This window comes from Albirhodobacter sp. R86504 (assembly GCF_042466415.1).
In the GTDB taxonomy this organism is placed as follows: domain Bacteria; phylum Pseudomonadota; class Alphaproteobacteria; order Rhodobacterales; family Rhodobacteraceae; genus Albirhodobacter.
Window position 1 is genome coordinate 557,445 of sequence record NZ_JAXHCH010000002.1, and the last position, 22,836, is coordinate 580,280.

Annotated in this window: 14 protein-coding genes and 1 pseudogene; 9 read left to right on the forward strand and 6 right to left on the reverse strand. The window is 59.9% G+C overall.

Annotated elements, in window-relative coordinates:
• Positions 1–133: 133 nt before the first annotated feature.
• The 3 genes from SJY32_RS04740 (at position 134) to SJY32_RS04750 (ending at position 5,090) form a co-directional block, all read left to right on the forward strand.
• Complete coding sequence (locus tag SJY32_RS04740; protein ID WP_376872221.1) at positions 134–2,686, forward strand: penicillin-binding protein 1A; 2,553 nt, start codon at positions 134–136, stop codon at positions 2,684–2,686.
• 155 nt (positions 2,687–2,841) lie between these two features.
• Complete coding sequence (gene prfB / locus SJY32_RS04745) at positions 2,842–3,966, forward strand: peptide chain release factor 2 (RefSeq protein ID WP_376872223.1); 1,125 nt, start codon at positions 2,842–2,844, stop codon at positions 3,964–3,966.
• A gap of 332 nt (positions 3,967–4,298) precedes the next feature.
• A complete protein-coding gene (locus tag SJY32_RS04750; protein ID WP_376872226.1) occupies positions 4,299–5,090 on the forward strand; it encodes a DUF2189 domain-containing protein in 792 nt (263 codons plus the stop codon).
• 75 nt (positions 5,091–5,165) lie between these two features.
• Here SJY32_RS04750 and SJY32_RS04755 read toward each other — a convergent pair whose 3' ends face one another.
• The 3 genes from SJY32_RS04755 to bcp form a co-directional block, all read right to left on the reverse strand.
• The gene (locus tag SJY32_RS04755; protein ID WP_376872228.1) at positions 5,166–5,657 is read right to left on the reverse strand and encodes a polymer-forming cytoskeletal protein; all 492 of its coding nucleotides are present in this window, start codon (positions 5,655–5,657) and stop codon (positions 5,166–5,168) included.
• On the reverse strand, positions 5,647–6,963 hold the full coding sequence (locus tag SJY32_RS04760; RefSeq protein WP_376872230.1) for a DUF5930 domain-containing protein: 1,317 nt from the start codon (positions 6,961–6,963) through the stop codon (positions 5,647–5,649). The genes SJY32_RS04755 and SJY32_RS04760 overlap by 11 nt, the downstream gene beginning before the upstream one ends.
• A gap of 234 nt (positions 6,964–7,197) precedes the next feature.
• Positions 7,198–7,680 (reverse strand): thioredoxin-dependent thiol peroxidase, encoded by a 483-nt coding sequence (bcp, locus tag SJY32_RS04765; protein WP_376872233.1) that lies wholly within the window; start codon positions 7,678–7,680, stop codon positions 7,198–7,200.
• Positions 7,681–7,853: 173 nt separating this feature from the next.
• Here bcp and SJY32_RS04770 point away from each other — a divergent pair, with 173 nt between their 5' ends.
• The 6 genes and pseudogenes from SJY32_RS04770 to uvrA all read left to right on the forward strand — a co-directional run bounded on the left by SJY32_RS04770 (position 7,854) and on the right by uvrA (position 19,451).
• Positions 7,854–11,300: an AsmA-like C-terminal region-containing protein gene (locus SJY32_RS04770; protein ID WP_376872236.1), complete on the forward strand. Its 3,447-nt coding sequence runs from the start codon at positions 7,854–7,856 to the stop codon at positions 11,298–11,300.
• 122 nt (positions 11,301–11,422) lie between these two features.
• Positions 11,423–12,514: a tRNA preQ1(34) S-adenosylmethionine ribosyltransferase-isomerase QueA gene (gene queA, locus SJY32_RS04775; RefSeq protein WP_376872239.1), complete on the forward strand. Its 1,092-nt coding sequence runs from the start codon at positions 11,423–11,425 to the stop codon at positions 12,512–12,514.
• A gap of 145 nt (positions 12,515–12,659) precedes the next feature.
• Positions 12,660–14,081, forward strand: a complete 1,422-nt coding sequence (locus tag SJY32_RS04780; protein WP_376872241.1) for an MFS transporter — start codon at positions 12,660–12,662, stop codon at positions 14,079–14,081.
• Positions 14,082–14,144: 63 nt separating this feature from the next.
• Positions 14,145–14,720, forward strand: a complete 576-nt coding sequence (locus SJY32_RS04785) for a DUF924 family protein (protein ID WP_376872242.1) — start codon at positions 14,145–14,147, stop codon at positions 14,718–14,720.
• Between the two features lie 151 nt (positions 14,721–14,871).
• Positions 14,872–16,281, forward strand: coding sequence for a dihydrolipoyl dehydrogenase (lpdA, locus tag SJY32_RS04790; RefSeq protein ID WP_376872244.1), 1,410 nt, complete (start codon positions 14,872–14,874; stop codon positions 16,279–16,281).
• 295 nt (positions 16,282–16,576) lie between these two features.
• Positions 16,577–19,451: pseudogene (gene uvrA / locus SJY32_RS04795) on the forward strand (excinuclease ABC subunit UvrA).
• A 52-nt stretch (positions 19,452–19,503) separates the two neighbouring features.
• Here uvrA and SJY32_RS04800 read toward each other — a convergent pair.
• The 3 genes from SJY32_RS04800 to SJY32_RS04810 all read right to left on the reverse strand — a co-directional run bounded on the left by SJY32_RS04800 (position 19,504) and on the right by SJY32_RS04810 (position 22,718).
• Entirely contained in the window at positions 19,504–19,938 is a 435-nt protein-coding gene (locus SJY32_RS04800) for an excinuclease ABC subunit A (RefSeq protein WP_376872246.1), read from the reverse strand.
• 171 nt (positions 19,939–20,109) lie between these two features.
• On the reverse strand, positions 20,110–21,132 hold the full coding sequence (locus tag SJY32_RS04805) for a 3-hydroxyisobutyryl-CoA hydrolase (RefSeq protein WP_376872248.1): 1,023 nt from the start codon (positions 21,130–21,132) through the stop codon (positions 20,110–20,112).
• 86 nt (positions 21,133–21,218) lie between these two features.
• Positions 21,219–22,718 (reverse strand): CoA-acylating methylmalonate-semialdehyde dehydrogenase, encoded by a 1,500-nt coding sequence (locus tag SJY32_RS04810; protein WP_376872250.1) that lies wholly within the window; start codon positions 22,716–22,718, stop codon positions 21,219–21,221.
• Between the last annotated feature and the right edge of the window lie 118 nt (positions 22,719–22,836).

A 22,836-nucleotide genomic window follows, 5' to 3' on the forward strand; every position in this document is an offset into this window, starting at 1 on the left:
AGGCGGGATAGGGCGGAAATGACCGCAAGTTGTTTTGACCCACGCGAACAGGCGCGGTATAGCAGCGCGAACCAAGGAGTTTGCGGTGCCTTTGCGCGCCCTGCCACTGCTTTGAACTACGACCGGGGGTCTCGTGAGCCGTTTTATTCTATCCTTTTTCGGAAGCATCTTTTCGTGGCTCGTCACGGCGTTGTTCTTCGGCGCCTTGGTTATTGGTGCGATTTTCTGGATGTATTCGCGCAACCTGCCCAGCCATGAGCAGCTTGCCCAATATACGCCCAAAACCATCAGCCGCGTCTATTCCGGCGAGGGGAAGCTGATCGACGAATTCGCGGAGGAACGCCGCCTGTTCCAACCGATTACCGAAATCCCCGATTTGGTCAAATACGCGTTTGTGTCGGCCGAGGATAAGAATTTCTATCATCACAAAGGCTATGACGTGATCGGCATGATCAAAGCCGGCGGACAGGCGGCGCTGTCGGGCGGCACGCTGCGCGGCGCGTCGACGATCACGCAGCAGGTTATGAAAAACTTCCTTCTGGATTCCTCGCGGTCAGTGGAGCGGAAGGTTAAAGAGCTTATCCTGGCGTCGCGATTGGAAAAATCCTTGTCGAAGGACCGGATTTTGGAGCTCTATCTCAACGAGATCTTCTTGGGCCAGAACTCCTACGGCGTGGCGGCGGCAGCCCAGACCTATTTCAATAAAACGCTCTCCGAACTCGCCCCGCATGAGGCCGCAACATTGGCCGCGATGCCTGCGAGCCCGTCGAATTTCCACCCCGTTCGCAACATGGAACGGCTGGAGGGGCGGCGCAATTACGTCCTGAAAGAGATGGCGGAGAACGGCTATATCACGCAAGAAGCGTATCAAGCGGAGCGGCTTTTGCCGGTGAAATCCGTTCAAAACGGCGATTATGAACCGTTCCGTAACGCCTTGCCACCGCGCGACTATTTCACCGACGAAATCCGTCGCCAGTTGTCGCGCAGCTTTGGCGAGGAAGAATTCTTCGGCGGTGGCCTCACGATCCGCGCGACGGTAAACCCGAAAATGCAAGCCGTCGCGATGACGGCGATGCAGCGTGCGTTGGAGAATTACGACCGCTCGCAAGGGGTATGGCGCGGCACCGGCGTGAAGATCGAGGAAGATCAACTCGCGGATGAGGCAACGTGGCGCGCGGCATTGGCGGCTGTGCCGACCTCTAAGGCACCGCGCGACGTGCCGGGGTGGATGCCTGCCGTGGTCTTGAGCCTTGGCGCGAATGACGCCGTGTTGGGGATCGAGGGCGTCGAGGGGGCGGGCGAGCCGTTGACGGCCAAGGATGTTCAATGGGCGCGCAAACGTCTTGAGAACGGAAAGCTTGGCAATAAAGCGCGTGTTGCGAGCGATCTTCTCGAGGTCGGTGATGTCGTCTTGGTGCGTGAGATGGTCGAGGATGCGTCGGGCGATTTCATTCGCTGGACGCTGCGCCAGGTGCCGCAAGTGCAGGGCTCGTTCATGGCGATGGACGTCGATACCGGTCGCGTGATCGCGATGCAGGGCGGGTTCAGCTATCAAGCGTCGGTGTTCAACCGCACCACGCAGGCGCAGCGCCAGCCTGGCTCGTCGTTCAAACCCTTCGTTTATGCAGCGGCGCTGGATTCGGGATTCACACCTGCGACCATCGTTGTCGATGCGCCGATCGAGGTGAATACGCCGCAAGGTCTGTGGCGCCCGAAAAACTCGTCCAACAAGTTCTACGGCCCGACGCCGCTGCGCACGGGGATCGAGCAATCACGGAACCTGATGACGATCCGGATTGCGCAAGAGATCGGCATGGATACGGTTGCCGGCTACGCAGAGCGTTTCGGCGTGTATGACCCGATGCGACCTTATCTGGCGAATGCGTTGGGCGCGCAAGAAACCACGATGTTCCAGATGATTGCGGCCTATGCCATGTTCGCGAACGGCGGCGAGCGCGTGGAGCCGACGCTGGTGGACCGCGTGCAGGATCGGTGGGGGCGCACGGTGTATCGTCATGACCAGCGCAGCTGTGTCGAATGCACGACCGGTGCCTTGCCAAATGGCGCCGCGCCGCAGATCGTCACCAACCGCGAGCGCGTGATGGATGCGATCACCGCCTATCAATTGACCTCGATGATGGAGGGCGTTGTGCAGCGCGGATCGGGCAAAGGCGTCAATTTGCCTGTTCCGATCGCGGGAAAAACCGGCACAACCAATGATGCGAAAGATGTGTGGTTCATCGGGTATTCGTCGAAAATCGTCGCGGGTTGCTACATGGGCTACGACAATCCACGCAGCTTGGGGGCGGGGGCCTATGGCGGCACGCTATGCGTTCCGGTGTTCCAAGAGTTCATGAAAGAAGCCGTCAAGGAATATGGCGGCGGTAAGTTCCGCGTCCCTCCGGGCGGGCATTTCTTGAAAATCGACCGCTTCACCGGCGAGAAGCTTGCGGATGACGCGACCGGCCCGAATGTCATTTCGGAGTATTTCCGCGACGGCGTGGAAGCGATCTTTGGTCTGGCGGCTTTGGTTGATGGCGGCTTCCAGATGGGGGCGAACCTGCCCTTGTTCGCGGCGGGTGAGGATGATGAGGGCGGTCAAGCCGTCACCACTTCGACGGGCGAGCAAAAAGTCATTCCCAAGAAAGCCACTTTCGGCACAATCTCCTCGGGCGGGCTCTACTAGCGCGCGTCTGCGGGGCGAAAACAAAGCGCGGTGGGGGAACCTGCCGCGCTTTTGCGTTCTGGATGCAGCCCGCCCTTGCGGCGCGTGGGTGTTGCTCGTATATCGAACTGCCTCTCCCTGTCTCGGGGAAAGCGGTGAATTGAGAAGGTCCAACCATGCGCGCTGAGATGACGAATATTGTGGAAGCGGTGAAAAAAACGCTGAACCTGCTTGGCCAGCGGATGGATCTGGAGACTGCGCCGCATCGGTTGGAAGAATTCAACGCGATGATTGAGGATGGTGATCTGTGGGCTGACCCCGCGCGGGCGCAAAAGCTGATGCGCGAGCGTCAGATGCTCATGGATCAACTGGAAACCTATCGCCGGATCGATCGCGAATTGACGGATAACGTCGAGCTGATCGAGTTGGGTGAGATGGAGGAAGATCCCGAAATCGTCGGGGAGGCCGAGAAGGCGATGCGGAGCCTGAAGGCGTTCGCGCGCGAGAAAGAGTTGGAGGCGCTTCTCGACGGGGAGGCCGACGGCAACGATACCTTCTTGGAAATCAACGCGGGCGCTGGCGGCACGGAGAGCTGTGACTGGGCGTCCATCCTTGCGCGGATGTATGTGCGTTGGGCCGAGAAGAAGGGCTATAAAGTCGAGCTCCAATCCGAGAGTGCGGGCGAAGAAGCGGGCATCAAATCCGCCGCTTACAAGATTTCCGGCCCGAATGCCTACGGTTGGTTGAAATCGGAATCGGGCGTTCATCGTCTGGTGCGAATTTCCCCCTACGATTCCGCCGCGCGGCGCCATACGTCGTTTAGCTCGGTTTGGGTCTACCCTGTGGTTGATGATAATATCGAGATTGAAGTGCAGGCGAATGATATTCGCATCGATACCTATCGCTCGTCTGGCGCGGGTGGACAGCACGTCAACACGACGGATTCGGCGGTTCGGATTACCCACATGCCGACCGGTATCGTGGTAACGTCGTCCGAGAAATCACAGCACCAAAACCGCGATATCGCGATGAAGGCCTTGAAGTCGCGCCTCTATCAGATGGAATTGGACAAGCGGAACGCGTCGATCAACGCGGCCCACGAAGCCAAGGGGGATGCGGGGTGGGGCAACCAGATCCGGTCGTACGTTTTGCAGCCCTATCAGATGGTCAAAGATCTGCGGACGGGGCATGAAACCTCCGATACGGGCGGCGTGCTTGATGGTGATCTGGACGGGTTTATGGCGGCGACACTCGCGATGGGCGTTGACGGCAAATCGCGCGCCGATGCGCAGGGCGATTGAGCGCCGCAACCTAACAGGCAGAGTGATCTGCTTGGTCAATCATTAACATGACGTTCAAAGCGCGCCCCTCGGATGAGTGGGCGCGCTTTGCGCATCTCGCAGTCTTTGGGCACGGTCTTTGCGATCTCGGTGGCAGCGCCGAATGGATCTACGGGCTTAGTCGCCCACCCGGGAACAATTGCCGGCGCCTGATATGGCATTTGGGCTTGTCCGGTCGCGCCTCTGCGCGCAATCTGAGCGTAACCCCTGCGCGAGGGGGATCGGCTTGCAGGGGCCTGAATGCGCCGCGGATAGCGCCAAGAGGATGGTGCGACACGCGGGGAGGAGGATGTATGGGTGAACCAGTTAAAGAGGCATCAATTTTGCCAGAGCTCCGCGATATCGACGGATCCGTTATCAGGGATGCGCTCGGGGCGGGGTGGCGGGACTTTCGGCGCGCACCGGCCTTCGGGATTGCATTCTCGCTCGTCTATGTCTTGGGCGGGGTTGTTTTGTATCAAGTATTCGCCGCGGCGGGTGAGGAATGGTGGCTCTTGCCATTCATTTTGGGATTCCCGCTTCTTGCCCCTTTTGCCGCGATCGGCATTTTTGAGGTCTCGCGCCGGATCGAGACAGGACAGCCGCTGATTTGGCGGGAGGTGCTCGGCGTTGTCTTCGCCCAGAAGGACCGCCAGATCCCATCAATGGCGATGGTGATTTTGTTGATGTTCATGTTCTGGGTTTTCGTCGCCCACACGACCTTTGCCCTATTCATGGGGGTGTCGGCGCTGACCAATATCACCACATCGCCAGAGGTTATTTTGCAGGGCAACGGGCCGCTGATGCTGCTCGTCGGCACGTTGATCGGCGGCGGCTTTGCTTTGGCATTGTTCAGTTTTACGGTCGTCGGGCTGCCGCTACTGCTCGAATATGAGGTTGATTTCATCACCGCCATCATCACATCGGTGGCGGCGGTTCGCCTCAATCCGAAAACGCTGTTGAGCTGGGGCGCGATCATTGCTCTGGGTTTGTTTATCGGGATGGTGCCGATGTTCCTCGGGCTTTTTATCGCCTTGCCGGTTTTGGGCCATGCGAGTTGGCATATGTACCGCTTTTTGACGAACGAGAACACACTGCGGGGCTAGATAGCTGGGGTTTAAATATGAGACGGGCGGTGGAACCATCCACCGCCCGTTTGAAACTCTACCGATGCGCCGCGCTTATTCAGCGGTCGGTGGTGCAAGCTTTTTCTGGCTTTGGCCATTCGCGAGAGGGTCATCCTGACGCTGGACGGAGCCTTCGAAATGCGCTCCCGATTCAATCGCGATGGTCTTGTGGACGATATCGCCCTCAACCCGCGCTGTGGAGGTCAGGCGCACTTTCAAGCCGCGTACGCGGCCCATGATATGGCCGTGCACCACGACATCGTCCGCGACGATTTCGCCTTTGATCGTAGCGTTTTCGCCCACGGTCAAAAGATGCGCACGGATGTCGCCTTCAATGGTTCCTTCAACGACGATATCGCCCGTGGTGCGGATATTGCCGGTGATCGTAATGTCGGAGGACAGAACAGACGCCGAAGGCTTGGCGCGCGGAGCCGACGAGACGAAATCGGTCCGTGCGGAGGTCGCAGGAGCGTCAGCCGCGTAGGGCTTATCGGTTTCGCCAGTGGCTTTCGGGCCGGGTTCGTTGATTTTGCTCTTAGAAAACATCGTTCGCCGCCTTGATGAATGTCATGGGGTTCGTGGGCTTGCCGGACACGCGGATCTCGTAGTGAAGATGCGGACCGGTTGACCGACCAGTGTTGCCCATATCACCGATCAGGTCACCGCGCGAGACTTTTTGGCCTTTGTTCACGCGGATTTTGTTCAGATGGCCGTAGACGGTCGAGATCCCGAAGGCGTGTTGGATCTTGATCACATTGCCGTAGCCGCGTTCGACTTCTGCGACGATTACGGTGCCGTCGGCGGGGGCGTAGATCGGAGTGCCAACGGGCCCTGCGAGGTCGACGCCCGCATGAAGCCGGCCCCAACGATAGCCGTAGGGCGAGGTGAAGCGGAAACCTGCTTTGACCGGCGTATCGAATGGCAATTGATCGACCGCGATTCGGTAGAGGTTCATTTTGTCGAGCTGGCTCAGGATCTTGCCTGCGCGTTCTTCATCTGCTGATGCCGCCGCACCGGAGGTCGAGAAGGCGATGGGCATGAGGGGCCCGCCCGATCCTGAATAGCCGCGACGCACTGTCGAGAGGACGGTATCCGGATTGACGCCCGCCGCTTTGAACATCTTGTCGAGCGGTGTCATCGAGACGTTCACGGCACCTTCCAGAGTTGAGAAGATCTCGTCGTTGCGTGCTTCCAGCATCCGTTTTTCTGCGGCAATTTGGTCTGCGGAGGCGCGCGCGTCTTGCGCCTCGCGGTTTGCGGTATCGCGCTGCCCTGCGGTGTCGTTGAGGGCAGAGGTCAGCATCTCGACGGTCGTGCCCATCTCGGCGGCGCGTGCGGCGGTGGATGGTTTGCCATTGCCGCCAAGCTTGTCTTGCGCCTCGGCCAAGGTGACGCGGGCTTCGTCGCGCTCGCCCATTGTGCGACGCAGTGTTGCCTGAATCACTTCGATGCCGGTTTCGAGTTCGCGGCGGCGCTCTTCAGAGGCGAGCAGCGCGGATTGCATGCTCGAAACTTCGTTCAGCGCAAGTTGGAACCGGTTTTGTGCGTTGATCGCCTCGGAGGCGCGGCTGTCGCGTTCGGCGGAGAGTTGGTCAAGGCGGCGCTCAAAGGCCGTACGTGACAAACTCGCCTGATCTGCGGCAGAGCCGGACGAGATCCCGTCGATAAACAGCATCGATGTCGCGGTGACGGACCATCCGAACAGGGCCATCATCGAGGCCAGCGCCATTGCCTGCGGAACAGGGCGAAGGCGCAAGAATCGCGTCGTGGTGTCGGATTTGAGGAACAATCGCTGCTCAGGCAGCCACCGTTCGAGGGCCGTGTTTAGCCGGTTATAGATCCGTTTTGGCAACGTTTCGTCCCGTGTTACCCCGATTTACGCGAAGATTCTGCGTTCTTTCGGGCGTTTGCGCGCTCTCCAGATCTGAAAAGCACCTCGTTCGGGGGCGAATTAACAACCCCTGTGGTGGTCGTGCAACAGGTTTTATGAATTTTCAGGAGGCGCGACCGCGCGACAGGGGATTTTCGGCGGGACTTTGCCGAAAGGGCGGCGCGCTTGCCATGGGGCGCGCGCCGCGTTTGTGCGTTAATGTGCCAAGAGCGCTTTGGCCTGCGTCAGAACGTCCTCGGCGTGGCCTGCGACCTTCACCTTGGGCCAGATCTGCGCGATCTTACCTTGACCATCGATCAAGAATGTCGCGCGGGTGATCCCCATGTAGGTTTTGCCATACATGTTTTTTTCCGTCCAAACTCCGTAGCGCTCACAGGTATCGCCCGTCTCATCCGACAGCAGCGCAATCCCGAGCGCATGTTTGGCGCAGAACTTCCCATGTTTCGCGATCGTATCCTTCGAGATGCCCAACACTTGCGCGCCAGCGGCGGCGAACTCGGGTGCGAGCCTCGTAAAATCAAGGGCCTCGGTGGTGCAACCGGGCGTGTCATCCTTGGGGTAGAAATAGAGAATAACGGCCTTGCCGCGCAGCTCCGACAGGCTGATCTCGATTTCAGTTCCATCCTCCGCAATCGCGGGGAGTTTGAATTCGGGCGCGGTTTCGCCGATGGAAAGCATGGGGAAATCCTTTCAACAACTTGTTTGTTTACGTTTTATGCCGAAGTTGCGAGAGATAAAGGGTGAGGGCGAAAAAAGCTGTTACCATAAGCTTAATATCGCCTGATTTGGTTGCTTGCGCTGCGGTGATCCGCGCCCCGAAGGAGACTTACGTGCCGCAAAGGCCGGAACACATGCGCAAGACGCCCGCGACAGACCTGCCTCAGGCCGACGCTTTAGCGCGTGATCCGCTTGGCGCTCGGCTCCGCGGCCTGTTTTCGCGCAAGGTCCGGTCGGCGCAGGAGGCCGCGCGCGCCGATCTACAAGAAGCGCTCCTTGAGAAGGATCCGTTTTTCACCGTGACGCGTGTGAAACGGAAACGGCGCGGCTTGATGGGTGTTTGGCTTTTGATTTCACTGCCGCTACTCGGGGTTGCGGCAACGTTTGCGGTGATGGCAATCACGCATCTGCCGGTGTCGGCCCCCGATTGGGTGATTGATCGCGCCGAGGCGCGGATTAACAACGCGATGGAGGGGTTGGCGCGCGTGCGCATCATTGGGGGCGCGGATTTGCTCGTCGATGAAGGCATTACGCCGCGCCTGCGCCTGCATGCAGTTGAATTGACGCGCCCTTCTGGCATGCCGATCGCCGCTTTCCCCGAATTGCGAATGACGGTCTGGGCCGCGCCTTTGCTGTTAGGGCGGGTCGAGCCGCGCTCTTTCCGGATCAGCGGCGCGCGGATCGCGATGCGCCGTTTGGAAGACGGTCGGCTGGATGTCGGGTTTGGTGGCGATTGGGCGATGTCGGGCGTTGGCCCGGCGAGCGTGAGCGAGGCGCTGGAACAGTTCGAATCCGTGTTCGAGACGCCCGCGCTTGCGCAGCTTGAACGGATCGAGGCGAATGATCTGGAGCTCCGCTTGGATGATGCGCGCCTTGGACGCACTTGGTGGGTGCGCGAGGGCAGGTTTAATTTGGCGCAAACGGCGCGGGATATCAGTGTCGATTTGGGCTTCGATGTCGGTGCGCAAAACGCATTGCCCGCCGCCGCGAGCCTGAGCATGTCGACGCGCAAGGATGGCCCTGAGGCCCGTTTGGGCGCACAGGTGCGGGCGGTTGCGGCGCGTGAGCTGGCGTTGCAATCGCCAGCGTTGGCGTTTTTGTCAGTGCTTGACGCCCCGATTTCGGGCGCCATCGCCATGCAAACGGATGAGACGGGCAAGATGGGGCCGATGCGCGCCACCTTGGAGATCGGTGAGGGGGCCTTGACGCCCGAAGGCATTGCTCAGCCCTTGCCGTTCAACAACGGGAAGGTACGTTTGGCCTATAATCCCGCGTTGCAACGGGTTGATATTGAAGACTTCTCTATTGATAGCCGGACGCTACGATTATCCGCGAAAGCGACAAGCCATCTGGGGCCAATCGTCAACGGTCTGCCGCGCGAGACGGTCAGTCAGATCTCGATCAATGACCTTGCGCTCGATCCGGAAGGGATGTTCGAGACACCTGCGCGTTTCACCCAAGGCGCAGCCGATCTCCGCGTAAGTTTCTCGCCCTTCAAAGTCGAACTGGGGCAGCTTTCCCTGACCGGCGACAGCCAGCAGATCAACATGAAGGGAAAGGCCGTCGCGGGCGAGAAAGGGTGGGAGGTTGCGCTCGATACACAGCTTGGCGCGATTGATAAGGCAGATTTCCTGACCTTCTGGCCGCAGAATTTCAAGGAGAAAGACCGCCTCTGGGTGACCGAGAATATTGCGGAGGGGCGCTTGCAAAACGCCTATGCGGCGCTGCGTATCGCGCCCGAGCAGGATCCGAAACTGGCGTTATCGTACGAATTTTCGGATGCGAAGGCGCGGGTGGTCAAAACCCTGCCGTTGACGGAAAACACCCGCGGATTCGCCACGATTATGGATAACTCGCACCGCTTGATGGTCGAGACGGGGGATATTCCCGCCCCGAACGGCGCCGGGCGCGTGGATGTGGCGGGATCGACGCTGATCGTGCCCGATATCCGGATCAAGCCCGCGCCGGCGGAGGTTCGGCTGCGATCGAAGGGCGAAATTCCGGCCATTCTCGCGCTGTTGGATGAGGAGCCGTTCCGGATTTTGACCAAGGCCAATCTGGGGACAGATCTCGCGTCGGGGCAGGCGGAGGCGGTGACCGATCTTGACTTGGTCTTGAAGCCAAAGGTTTTGCGCGAGGAGGTCAGGTTCCGTGTCCGTGCCGACCTCTATGATGTGCAGTCCGACAAAATCGTGAAGGGCAAGGCGCTGACGTCCGATCATCTGGTTCTGACGGCGGATGATGCGGGCATCGCTATCGCGGGCAAAGGGGCGCTCAACGGGGTAGGATTTGAGGCGCGTTGGGCGCAAAATCTTGCGCGCGCTGCGAAGGGAAGCTCTGTCGTGGAGGGCGAGGTCGAGGTCAGCACCGCCAATCTCGCGAAACTGGGGGTGACTTTGCCGGCGGGATTGATGACGGGGTCCGGTCCGGCCGACATCCGTGTTGATCTCAAAACGGGTGAGGTCCCGCGCTATGCGGTGGACACATCCTTGGCGGGGATCGGGTTGAATTTGCCGCAAATTGGGTGGCAACTCGGGCGTAACACGACCGGAAAACTGGCCCTATCGGGCCGCTTGGGCGCTGTGCCGACAGTTGAGGCAATTGCGCTGGATGCGGGTGGTCTTGCGGCGCAGGGGGCGTTGAAGATCGGCTCGAAAGGCCTTGAAAGCGCTAATTTTTCATCCGTGAAACTGGGCGGGTGGTTTTCCGGTGCGGTGGCCTTGGCGGGTCGCGAGGTTCGTATCAATAACGGGCGTGTTGATCTGCGCAATCTCCCCGACAGTTTCGCCTCCGGAGCCGCGGGGGGCAGCGCGGGCGCCGCCGCCTCGGGCAGCCGGATCATCGCCAAGCTCGACCGCGTGACCGTCGCGCAAGACCTCACCCTCACGGGGGTCGCGGCGGATCTGACCACGCGCGGTGGGCTATCGGGCACGTTTACGTCGGGGGTGAACGGCCAATCGCGCGTCACGGGCACGCTTGCGCCTGCGCGAGCGGGGGGGGCAAAACCTGCGGTGCGAATTGGCGCGCAGGATGCGGGCGCAGTGATCGCGGCCGCGGGCATCTTCACGAAATTGAGCGGCGGCGCGATGGATTTGATCTTGGAGCCGATCGGCGCGATGTATCAAGGCCATGTCGAAATTCGGGATGCGCGGGTGACGGGCGCGCCGGCGCTTGCGTCCATGCTCTCTGCGATTTCGGGTGTGGGGCTGGTGGAACAGCTGAACGGCGAGGGGCTGGCCTTCTCCGACATTGTTGCGGATTTCCGGATTTCCGATAAGGCGGTCACGATCTCCAACGGGTCGGCGGAAGGGGCATCTTTGGGCGTTACACTTGCGGGGCTTTATCTGCCGAAGTCAAAAACCATTGATCTTCAGGGGGTTGTGTCACCTTTCTATCTGATCAACGGAATTGGACAGGTGCTGACCCAACGCGGGGAGGGCCTGTTCGGCTTTAACTACACGGTGAAGGGCCCTGCGAGCGCGCCCGAAACACGGGTCAACCCGTTATCGATCCTCGCGCCGGGGATGCTGCGGGAGTTGTTCAGGGGGAAGGCCCCGCAAGCGCCGAGCGAGGCGGGCTGACCCTGCGAGGCCATGGGCCATCGACGCATCCTGACACTTGGGCATTGAGGCGGCAGCGGGGGCGGGGGAATCGGGTTGCGTATGACTTCGAGACTTGGCAGGGGTGACCAAAAGGGGGCGCTATGCAACTGAGTGATTTTGATTTCGACTTGCCCGAGGGGCTGATCGCCGTGCGTCCGGCCAATCCACGCGAATCCGCGAAATTACTCGTTGCACGGGGCGCGGTGCCCGATGGCGGGGAAGCCGGAGAGATCGAGGATCTGCATGTCGCGGATTTGATCGATCAGTTTGACGCGGGTGATCGGCTTATCTTGAACAATACCAAGGTGATACCGGCGCGCCTGACGGGCATGCGTCATCGGGTGACTGAGGATGCGTCGGTGGGGGCAGGGATTGCGAAGATCGAGATCACCTTGCTGGAACCTGCGGCGGACGGCGCGTGGTTGGCGCTGGCAAAGCCGTTGCGCAAGCTGAAAGAGGGCGAGGAGATCGTCTTCTCTGATGCGCTCTCGGCGCGGGTTGAGACGATCTCCCAAGGGCAGTTGAGCCTTCGGTTTAACTGCTCCGGGGATGATTTTGACGCGGCGCTCAACGCGGCGGGGGCGATGCCGCTGCCGCCCTATATCGCCGCGCTGCGGGCGCCTGACGAGGCGGACAAGACGGATTACCAAACGGTGTTCGCCCGCCACTCGGGCGCCGTCGCCGCGCCCACCGCCAGTTTGCATTTCACCAAGCCGATGCTGGAGGCGCTTGCCGCGAAGGGGGTCACTTTTACGGAAGTCACCTTGCACGTGGGGGCTGGGACGTTCCTGCCGGTGAAGGTCGACGATGTCGCGACCCATAAGATGCATGCGGAATGGGGCGAGGTGACGCCGCAGGCCGCGGCCGAGATCGCGGCGACCAAGGCTGCGGGAGGGCGGATCATTCCCGTCGGTACGACGGCGCTTCGTCTGATCGAATCCGCCGCCGCCTCGGGCGAGATCGCGCCGTTTTCGGGCACGACCGATATCTTCATCTATCCCGGTTACCAGTTCCGCGTGACGGATGGGTTGATGACGAATTTTCATTTGCCAAAATCGACCCTGCTCATGCTGGTATCTGCGCTGATGGGAGCGGATCGTATTCGCCAGATTTACGCACATGCGGTTGCAAACGGCTATCGTTTCTTCTCATATGGGGATGCGTCGCTTTTGACTGTCACGCGTCGCAAATGAGACGGGCGCGGGGGGGTGCTTTGCGTTAGGTCCCTCGCCCCGGCTTAGGCCGCGCTGTGATCGCGCCGCGGGCGCCTTTGACGATCCGACTCGGCGGCATGTTCGATGCCGTCGATCCTCTTACCGCTGATAACCGAGGTCTTTGATGTATGCTGTAATTCGCCACTCATGGCCGCTGTTGTTGGGCATTATGCTTTTGATGGTCGGGAACGGCATTCAGGGCACCTTGCTGGGGATCAGGGGCACGATCGAGGGGTTCGGCACGTATCAGATGTCGATCGTTATGTCGGCCTATTTCGTGGGCTTCCTGTTCGGCTCGCGTTTGACGCCGGAGATGATCCGAAAGGTCGGGCATGTTCGCGTCTTTGCGGCGCTGGGGTCGCTTATTTCGGCGGTGCTGATCTTGTATGCGGCGGCGCCCGATTGGGTGGCGTGGACGGTGATGCGCGTTGTGATCGGCTTCTGTTTCTCGGGGGTCTATATCACGGCGGAAAGCTGGCTGAACGCCTCCGCCACCAACGAAACGCGTGGCCAGACGCTATCGGCCTATATGATCATGCAAATGGTCGGGATCATCGCCGCGCAGATCTTGCTCAACGTGGGGGACCCGGGCGGTTATCTGTTGTTCGTCATTCCGTCGGTTCTCGTGTCGCTCGCCTTTACGCCAATTCTCCTCTCGGCATCGCCCGCCCCCTCCTTTGCCACGACGAAACGTATGTCGTTTAAAGAGCTTTTTGAGGCATCGCCTTTGGGCTGTGTGGGGATGTTCTTGATGGGGGGCGTGTTCTCGGCCCTGTTCGGGATGGCTTCTGTTTGGGGGGGCTTGCAGGGTCTCACGGTGAGCGAGATCTCCATTTTTGTCGCGGCGATCTACGTTGGGGGGTTGGTGTTCCAATACCCGATCGGCTGGATGTCGGATCGGATGGATCGTCGTTTGCTGATCCTCGTCCTTGCGGCGATCGGCGCGGTGCTGATGCTGCTGGTGGTGCTGATCAATCCGCCCTTCGGCGTGCTTGTGGTCCTTGCCGCGCTGGCGGGCGGGATTGCGAACCCTGTTTATTCGCTGCTCGTTGCTTATACGAACGATTTTCTCGACAGTTCCGATATGGCCTCTGCCTCGGCGGGGCTATTGTTCATCAACGGCGTTGGCGCGATCACCGGGCCTCTCACGACCGGTTGGTTGATGGAGATGATCGGGCCCTTGGGCTTCTTCCTGTATCTCGCGGTGCTCAACGCGCTGATCGCTGGCTATGCAGGTTGGCGGATGACACGTCGTCCGGCGATGGTCTCGTCCGAGACCAGCGCCTTCGCGATCCTGTCGCCAACCGCATCGCCCATCGCGGTGGAGGTTGTTTTGGAAGCGGCGCAAGAGGAAGCTGTGCAAGCTGAAGAAGCGGCAGCCGTAGCCGAGGCTGAAGCGCAGGCTGAGGTTCAAGCTGGGGTACGGGCCGAGGTTCAGGCGGCGGCGGACGCGGAGGCCCAAAATGCCGCCGAGGCAGCTGCGGACGCGAGCACCGGTAATGAGACGCAAGAGGCATCAGGGGACGAGCCACCAAAGGCAGGGTAATCACGCCCGCCTTTGGGGTGGCATGTAAAATCGCCCCCGATCAACACTCGGGAGGAGTGGAAGATGACGGGACCTGTCGACGAGACGTGTCGTGATATCGTTGAGTTCTGGATGATCGAGGCTGGTCCGTCTCGGTGGTATCAGGTGGATGACGCGTTCGATCAGCGTATTCGCGATACGTATCAGCCACTCTGGCGCAGTGCGTGGCAAGGCAAATTCGGGAATTGGATGGCAAGCGCAGAAGGCGCGCTTGCGCTTTTGCTGCTTTGCGATCAGTTCCCGCGCAACATGTTTCGCGGGCAAGCCATCGCTTTCGCCTCCGATCCGCGCGCCCGCGAGCTTGCCCGAGAGGCCATCGCGTCGGGCTTTGATCTGGAGGTTGCGCCCGATGCGCGCCAGTTCTTCTATCTGCCATTCGAGCATTCCGAGGATATGGAAGATCAACTCCGCGCGGTCGAATTATTCACCGAACGCTTGCCCGGCGAGGGGCTGACCCATGCCCGCGCACATGCCGCCACGATTGCGGAATTCGGACGCTTCCCTTGGCGCAACGCCGCATTGGGCCGGGTCTCGACACGCGAGGAGGAGGCCTTACTGGCCGCGGGTGGTTACGCGGAGATGCTGCGCCGGATCAGTTGAGCGCAGCCCGCCCCCATCTGATATGTCGCGCACAACGGCTTTGCGTTGCGCGCGACAATCGCTAAACTGCTAGCAGCTATGATCTGGCGGGCATTGAAAATGTCGCAAAGATAGTTTAATGGCAAACTAGTTTTATCCGGAGGAAAATCTGATGGCAGCTGCAAGCTTCGATATGATCGTCATCGGCGCAGGTCCGGGGGGCTATGTTGCGGCCATCCGCGGCGCGCAACTCGGCCTTAAAGTCGCAATCGTAGAGCGCGAACATCTGGGCGGTATCTGTCTGAACTGGGGCTGTATCCCGACGAAGGCGATGCTGCGGTCGGCAGAAGTTTTCCACCTGATGCATCGCGCGAAAGAGTTCGGGCTTTCGGCTGAGAAGATCGGCTTCGATCTGGATGCTGTGGTCCAACGCTCGCGCGGGGTGGCCAAGCAACTTTCGGGCGGCATCGGCCATCTGATGAAGAAAAACAAAGTCACCGTTTTCATGGGCGCGGCAACGATCCCTGCCAAAGGGAAGGTCTCGGTGAAAACCGAGAAAGGCGTTGAAGAGCTGACATCGAAACACATCATCCTCGCCACGGGGGCGCGCGCGCGCGAATTGCCGGGGCTCGAGGCGGATGGCGATCTGGTCTGGGCGTATAAACACGCGCTGGTCGCGAAACGGATGCCGAAAAAGCTGCTGGTGATCGGGTCGGGCGCCATCGGGATCGAATTCGCGAGCTTCTTCAACACGCTTGGTGCCGATACGACCGTGGTTGAGGTGATGGACCGCGTTCTGCCGGTTGAAGATGCAGAGATTGCGGCCTTCGCGAAAAAGCAATTTGTGAAGCAGGGGATGAAAATCCTCGAAAAAACAACCGTTAAGAAGCTGGATCGTTCGCCGGATGGCAAGGGCGGCGGGAAGGTTGTCGCGCATCTGGAGGACGCAAAAGGCACCACGACGCAAGAGTTCGACACCGTGATTTCCGCCGTCGGGATCGTCGGCAACGTCGAAAATCTCGGGCTGGAAGCGCTGGGCGTCAAAATCGATCGCACCCATGTTGTGACCGACGAGTTCTGCCGCACGGGCGTCGAAGGGCTTTATGCGATTGGCGATATCGCGGGCGCACCGTGGCTGGCGCACAAGGCATCGCATGAGGGCGTGATGGTGGCCGAACTGATCGCGGGCGGGCATCCGCACCCGATCAAGCCGGGCTCGATCGCAGGGTGCACCTATTGTCACCCGCAAATCGCATCGGTCGGCATGACCGAAGCGAAGGCAAAAGAAGCGGGTCATGATATCAAGGTCGGTCGTTTCCCGTTCATCGGCAACGGAAAGGCGATTGCGCTGGGCGAGGCCGAGGGCCTTGTGAAAACCGTGTTCGACGCGAAAACGGGCGAGCTTCTTGGCGCGCATATGGTTGGCGCGGAAGTGACCGAGATGATCCAAGGCTACGTCATCGGCCGCACGCTGGAGACCACCGAGGAAGATCTGATGAACACCGTCTTCCCGCACCCGACGTTGTCGGAAATGATGCACGAGTTGGTGCTCGACGCCTACGGTCGCGCTTTGCATATGTGATACGCAAAGGGGGGGGGGCTTTCGCGGCCACGACCGGAGGGGCGATCTCCTCCAGTCCAGCCCTTCAAGAATATGACTAAGCCCGGAGCGTGTGAAACGTTCTGGGCTTAGTCATATCTCAGGCCTCAAAAATCAGCCAAGCTTTAAAGGCGCAGCCTCCACGCAAGGTCGCGCTCGCGCCCCACATCCCCTTGATTAGCGACAATCCGCTATGCGTTCGCGAAATGTTCACATATTTCCATTGGAGAGTTTGCAATCCTACCCTATCTAGGGAGTGTTGAAGGTCGGGGGCCCCATGGCAGAGCAAAAGTTCATCGAAGTTCGCGGCGCGCGTGAGCACAATCTGAAGAACGTCGATGTGGATATCCCACGCGACCAGTTTGTCGTGATCACGGGCCTGTCAGGCTCGGGCAAATCGTCGCTCGCGTTTGATACGATCTACGCGGAGGGGCAGCGGCGCTATGTTGAGAAGTCTCTCAGCCTATGCGCGGCAGTTTCTGGATCAAATGGGCAAGCCTGATGTTGATCATATCTCGGGCTTGAGCCCCGCGATTTCCATCGAACAAAAGACGACGTCGAAGAATCCGCGCTCCACGGTGGGCACGGTGACAGAAATTTACGACTATATGCGCCTGCTCTATGCGCGTGCGGGCACGCCGTATTCTCCCGCAACTGGCAAGCCGATCGAGGCGCAGCAAGTTCAGGATATGGTTGACCGCGTGATGGCCTTGCCGGAAGGATCACGGGGCTATCTTCTCGCGCCGATCATCCGCGATCGGAAAGGCGAATATAAGAAAGAATTCATCGACTTGCGCAAGCAGGGGTTCCAACGGGTGAAGGTCAATGGCGCGTTTTACGAGCTGGACGAGCCGCCTGTGTTGGACAAGAAGTTCCGCCACAATATTGACGTTGTTGTTGACCGGATCGTGGTCCGCGAGGGGCTGGAGACGCGGCTCGCCGACAGTTTCCGCACGGCGTTGGATCTCGCGGACGGAATTGCCAATTACGAGCAGGCATTGAGCGCGGAAGATGTAGAGGCGGGCGTTGAGCCAGAGCGCCTGATGTTTTCCGAGAAATTCGCATGTCCGGTGTCCGGCTTCACGATCCCCGAGATCGAGCCGAGGCTCTTCTCGTTCAATGCGCCATTCGGGGCCTGTCCGGTGTGCGACGGTTTGGGGGTTGAGCTGTTCTTTGATGCGCGTTTGGTCGTGCCAGACCAATCCTTGACGTTGCAGCAGGGCGCAATTGCGCCTTGGGCGAAGTCAAAAAGCCCGTATTTCACGCAGACCATTGCCGCGCTTGCCAAACACTATCAGTTTGATGCCAAATCCCAATGGAAGGATCTGCCTGAGACGGTTCAGAACCTGTTCCTTTACGGGTCCGAGGGCGTTGAAATCCCGTTCCGGTTTGACGAGGCGGGGCGCGTCTATGAGGTCACGCGCAGCTTCGAGGGCGTGATCCCCAATATGGAGCGCCGCTACCGCGAGACGGATAGCGCGTGGGTGCGCGAGGATTTCGAGCGGTTCCAGAACAACCGCCCCTGCGGCGCTTGCGCGGGCTACAGGTTGAAGCCCGAGGCTTTGGCGGTGAAAATCGGCGATAAGCACGTGGGCGAAGTGGTCGAGATGTCGATCAAGGAAGCCTATGACTGGATCGCGGCTGCCCCTGATAAGCTCTCGAAACAGAAAGAAGAAATTGCGCGGGCGATCTTGAAAGAGATCCGCGAGCGGCTTGGCTTCCTCAACAATGTTGGCTTGAATTACCTGACGTTGTCGCGCGCGGCGGGCACGCTTTCGGGCGGGGAAAGCCAGCGCATCCGGCTCGCGTCGCAGATCGGGTCCGGGTTGACGGGGGTGCTTTATGTGCTCGATGAACCGTCAATCGGCCTGCATCAACGCGATAACGACCGGCTTTTGACGACGTTGAAGAACCTGCGCGATGCGGGCAATACGGTGCTTGTCGTTGAGCATGACGAGGATGCTATCCGGCATGCGGATTATGTTTTCGATATCGGCCCGGGCGCCGGCGTGCATGGCGGTCAGGTTGTCAGCCATGGCACCCCAGCGGAAGTCGCGCGTGATCCTGCTTCGCTCACCGGCCAGTATCTCAGCGGCAAACGCGAGATCGCGGTGCCGACGAAACGTCGTAAGGGGAACGGGAAGAAGGTCAAAGTTTCAAAGGCTTCTGGTAACAACTTGAAGGATGTTACGGTCGATTTCCCGCTGGGGCAATTCGTCTGCGTGACGGGGGTTTCGGGGGGCGGTAAATCGACACTCACCATCGAGACACTGTTCAAGACGGCGTCCATGCGGTTGAACGGCGCCCGCCAGACGCCCGCACCTTGCGAGAGCCTGAAAGGGCTGGAGCATCTCGACAAGGTGATCGACATTGACCAACGCGCCATCGGCCGGACGCCGCGATCGAACCCTGCGACCTATACCGGTGCGTTCACACCGATCCGCGACTGGTTCGCGGGCCTGCCGGAATCGAAAGCGCGCGGGTACAAGCCGGGGCGGTTCTCCTTCAACGTAAAGGGTGGGCGATGCGAGGCGTGCCAAGGCGACGGGGTCATCAAGATTGAGATGCATTTCCTGCCTGACGTCTATGTGACCTGCGAGACCTGCAAGGGGCAACGCTATAACCGCGAGACTTTGGAGGTTCAGTTCAAAGGCAAGAGCATCGCGGATGTGTTGGATATGACGGTCGAGGAGGCGCAAGGGTTCTTTGCGGCGGTGCCTTCGATCCGCGATAAAATGGATGCGCTGATGGAGGTCGGGCTTGGTTATATCAAGGTTGGTCAACAGGCGACGACCTTGTCAGGCGGCGAGGCGCAGCGCGTGAAGCTCTCCAAAGAGCTGGCGCGCCGCGCGACGGGGCGCACGCTTTATATCCTGGACGAGCCGACGACCGGTCTGCATTTTGAAGATGTCAAAAAACTGCTCGAAGTTCTGCATTCCTTGGTCGATCAGGGCAATACAGTTGTCGTTATCGAACATAACCTTGATGTTATCAAAACCGCGGATTGGTTGATCGATATCGGGCCCGAGGGCGGGGACGGCGGCGGGATGGTCGTCGCGACCGGCACGCCGGAGGCGGTTGCACAGGTCGCGCAGAGCCACACAGGCCGCTATCTCGCGCCGATGCTGAAGATCAAGACCGCCGCCGAGTAATCTCTTCTGACAGCCCCGCCGAATGAATTACCGGCGGGGCTGTCTATGTGACTTAACGAAGCAAGGCGCTTGCGGCACCGATGAAGTTCAGCACTTCGCGGGTGTCACGATCCACGCGGAAAACGTCATCCGCGACACGGTAATAGGTATAGCGAGGGTCAAGCCCGTAGCGGCGCGGCTCCTTGACGACGATATAATCACGCTCAATGCGCTCTCCGACGCGGTAGCGCCGGTCGCCGTCACGCTGATCCGCTTCGCGACGATCGTCCTTACGGTCTTCCTTGCGATCATCGCGGCGATCCTCCGTCCTGCGATCATCGTCCCGACGCTCGTCCGCTTTCTTGGCCTGTCCGGGGGCCATGCAGCCGTTATCTTTCTTCGCCAAACCGGCAGGGCAGCCGTCCGCAAGCGCGGCGCCGGCGGATGTCATTGTGGTCAGACCTGCCGCCAAACCGATTGCGAGTAGAACTGGGGATAGCTTGGGCATGTGTTGTCTCCTGTTTGCCCCAGACTTTGGGGCGTCTCACAGGATATAACGTTTTAGCGCAGGCAATCCGTTCCCCTGCGTGGCAGAATTTTCAACTTGCGGGAAGGATCAGCGGGATGCCGCTCAGGGTCGCGCGCTGCGCCCATTGTGATATGTCCTGAAAGATCCTTCTCAAAAGCGGATAGCCAGCTCTGCGGGGAGGGGGGCGAGAAGCGCATCGACCAGCCTCGGGTCAAGATCTGTGAGTGTCGTTCCCCAACGCGGCGCGCGATCCTTCTCGATGATCTGTGCGCGGACGCCTTCCAGAAAATCGCTCTGCTCGACCGCTCGTGCGGTGAAGCGCAGCTCGTTTTCAAGCGCCCCGCGAATGGTGTTTTGCGCATGCGTCATGTCAATCAACCGCAGCGTGGCGACCATCGAGAGGGGAGAATTGCGCGCGATGGCCTTGGCCGCGGCGACAAGGATCGGATGATCCGATCGCGCCACCCGCTTTTGGATCTCGTGCATATCCCCTTGGAAACAGGCGTCTATCTCTGCCTGCGCGGCGCGAAGTTCGCTTGGGGGGGCGGGTTGCTCGGGAATATCAGCGCAGCCGGTTCGGATCATTTCGGCTTTCACGCGCGGCCAATCAGCCTCGGGCAAAAACGCATCCGCAAAGCCCGCATGGACTGCGTCGCCCGCCGTCATCCGCGCGCCGGTAACGCCCAGATACGCACCGGTTTTGCCAGGGGCGCGTGCAAGCAGCAGCGTGCCGCCAACATCAGGGATCAATCCTATGCCGCATTCTGGCATCGCAATCTGGCTCGTCTCCCCCACGATCCGCAGGCGCGCATGCCCGCCAAGCCCGACACCGCCGCCCATTACAAACCCTTGCATGAAAGCGACGACCGGTTTGGGGAATTCGGCGATTTTTGCATTCATGCGGTATTCGTCCACCCAAAACCGGATAGACGCCGCCGCATTGCCGGCACGACCCGCGTGATAGAGCGCGGCGATATCACCGCCTGCACAAAAGGCACGCTCGCCCGAGGCCTCTATCACGACGATCTCTACGCGCGGATCGTCACGCCACTCCGTGAGCGCGGCGTCGATCGCTAGCGTCATCTCATGGTTGAGCGCGTTAAGCGCGGCGGGACGGTTCAGGGTGATCCGGCCCGCACGGCCTTCTACTCGGGTGAGAACATCCGTCGTCATCTGTGCTCCGTTCTGACTTGCGACGCGAGACTTCGATCGCGGCAGGTGGGTGCCGCCGCCGGAGGCGGGCTCCAGCGGCGTCCGCCTCAATCCATCTGCTTGAAGTTGAGGCTTGCGCCCTCTTTAATGCCCGATGGCCAACGGGACGTGACGGTTTTGGTGCGGGTGTAGAAACGGAAACCGTCGGGGCCGTGCTGGTTCAAATCGCCAAAGCCCGATTTTTTCCAGCCGCCGAATGTGTGATAGGCCAGCGGAACGGGGATTGGCACGTTGATGCCGACCATACCGATATTGATCCGTGCGGCGAAATCGCGCGCGGTGTCGCCATCGCGGGTGAAGATCGCCGTGCCGTTACCGTATTCATGATCCATCGCAAGGCCGAGCGCTTCCTCGTAATTTTGTGCGCGCACGGTGCATAGAACGGGACCAAAGATTTCTTGGGTGTAGATATCCATTTCTTTGGTGACGTTGTCGAATAAGGTCGGGCCCACGAAGAAACCGTCTTCATAGCCTTGCAGCGAGAAGTCGCGCCCATCTGCAATCAACGTTGCGCCCTGTTCCTCGCCCGATGTGATCAAGCCAAGGATACGCTCTTTCGCGGCGGCGGTGACAACGGGACCGTAATCCACATCGTCGCCTGCGGTGTACGGGCCGACTTTCAGCTTATCGATCCGTGGCTTGAGCGCCTCGATCAGACGATCCGCTGTTTCCTCGCCCACCGGAACCGCAACCGAAATCGCCATGCAGCGTTCGCCCGCCGCGCCGTAGCCCGCGCCAATCAGCGCATCCGCCGCGAGGTTCATATCGGCATCTGGCATGATGATCATGTGGTTTTTCGCGCCGCCGAAGCATTGCACGCGCTTGCCGTTGGCCGCCGCACGCCCGTAAATATACTGTGCGATGGGGGTCGAGCCAACAAAACCGACGGCTTGAATCGTCTCGTTGTCGAGGATCGAATCCACCGAAAGCTTGTCGCCGTTGATCACTTGCAATACGCCGTCCGGCAGGCCCGCTTCTTGCATCAACTCGGCCAACATCAGGGGCACCGAGGGATCACGCTCGGAGGGTTTGAGGATGAAGGCGTTGCCCGACGACAGGGCGGGCCCCATTTTCCACATCGGGATCATCGCGGGGAAGTTGAACGGGGTGATCCCCGCCACGACGCCCAAAGGTTGGCGCATTGAATACATATCAATGCCCGGACCTGCGGCGTCGGTGAAATCGCCTTTCAACATTTGCGGGGCGCCGATGCAGTATTCGATCACCTCAAGCCCGCGCTGCACATCCCCCTTTGCGTCAGGAATGGTTTTGCCGTGCTCATGCGAGAGCGCCTCGGCGAGCTTGTCCATATCGCGGTTCAACAGATCCACGAATTTCATCATGACGCGCGCGCGACGCTGGGGGTTGGTTGCCCCCCATGCGATCTGCGCGGCGGCGGCATCTGCGACGGCGCTATCGAGTTCGGCCTGTGTGGCCAGCGCGACTTTCGCGGTGATCTCGCCGGTTGCGGGGTTATAAACATCGGCAAATTTGCCGGAAGTTCCTGCGACGTGTTTGCCGTTGATCCAGTGACCGATCTCTTTCATCGCCATCTCCCGATTGAATGCGTTTGCATTACCTTAGACTTGCGGAAATGGGTGTAAAAGAGGAAGTTTGGCAAAGTTTGTTTTGCAATATTGCAAAGCTAAAGCCGTGGCAGGGAGA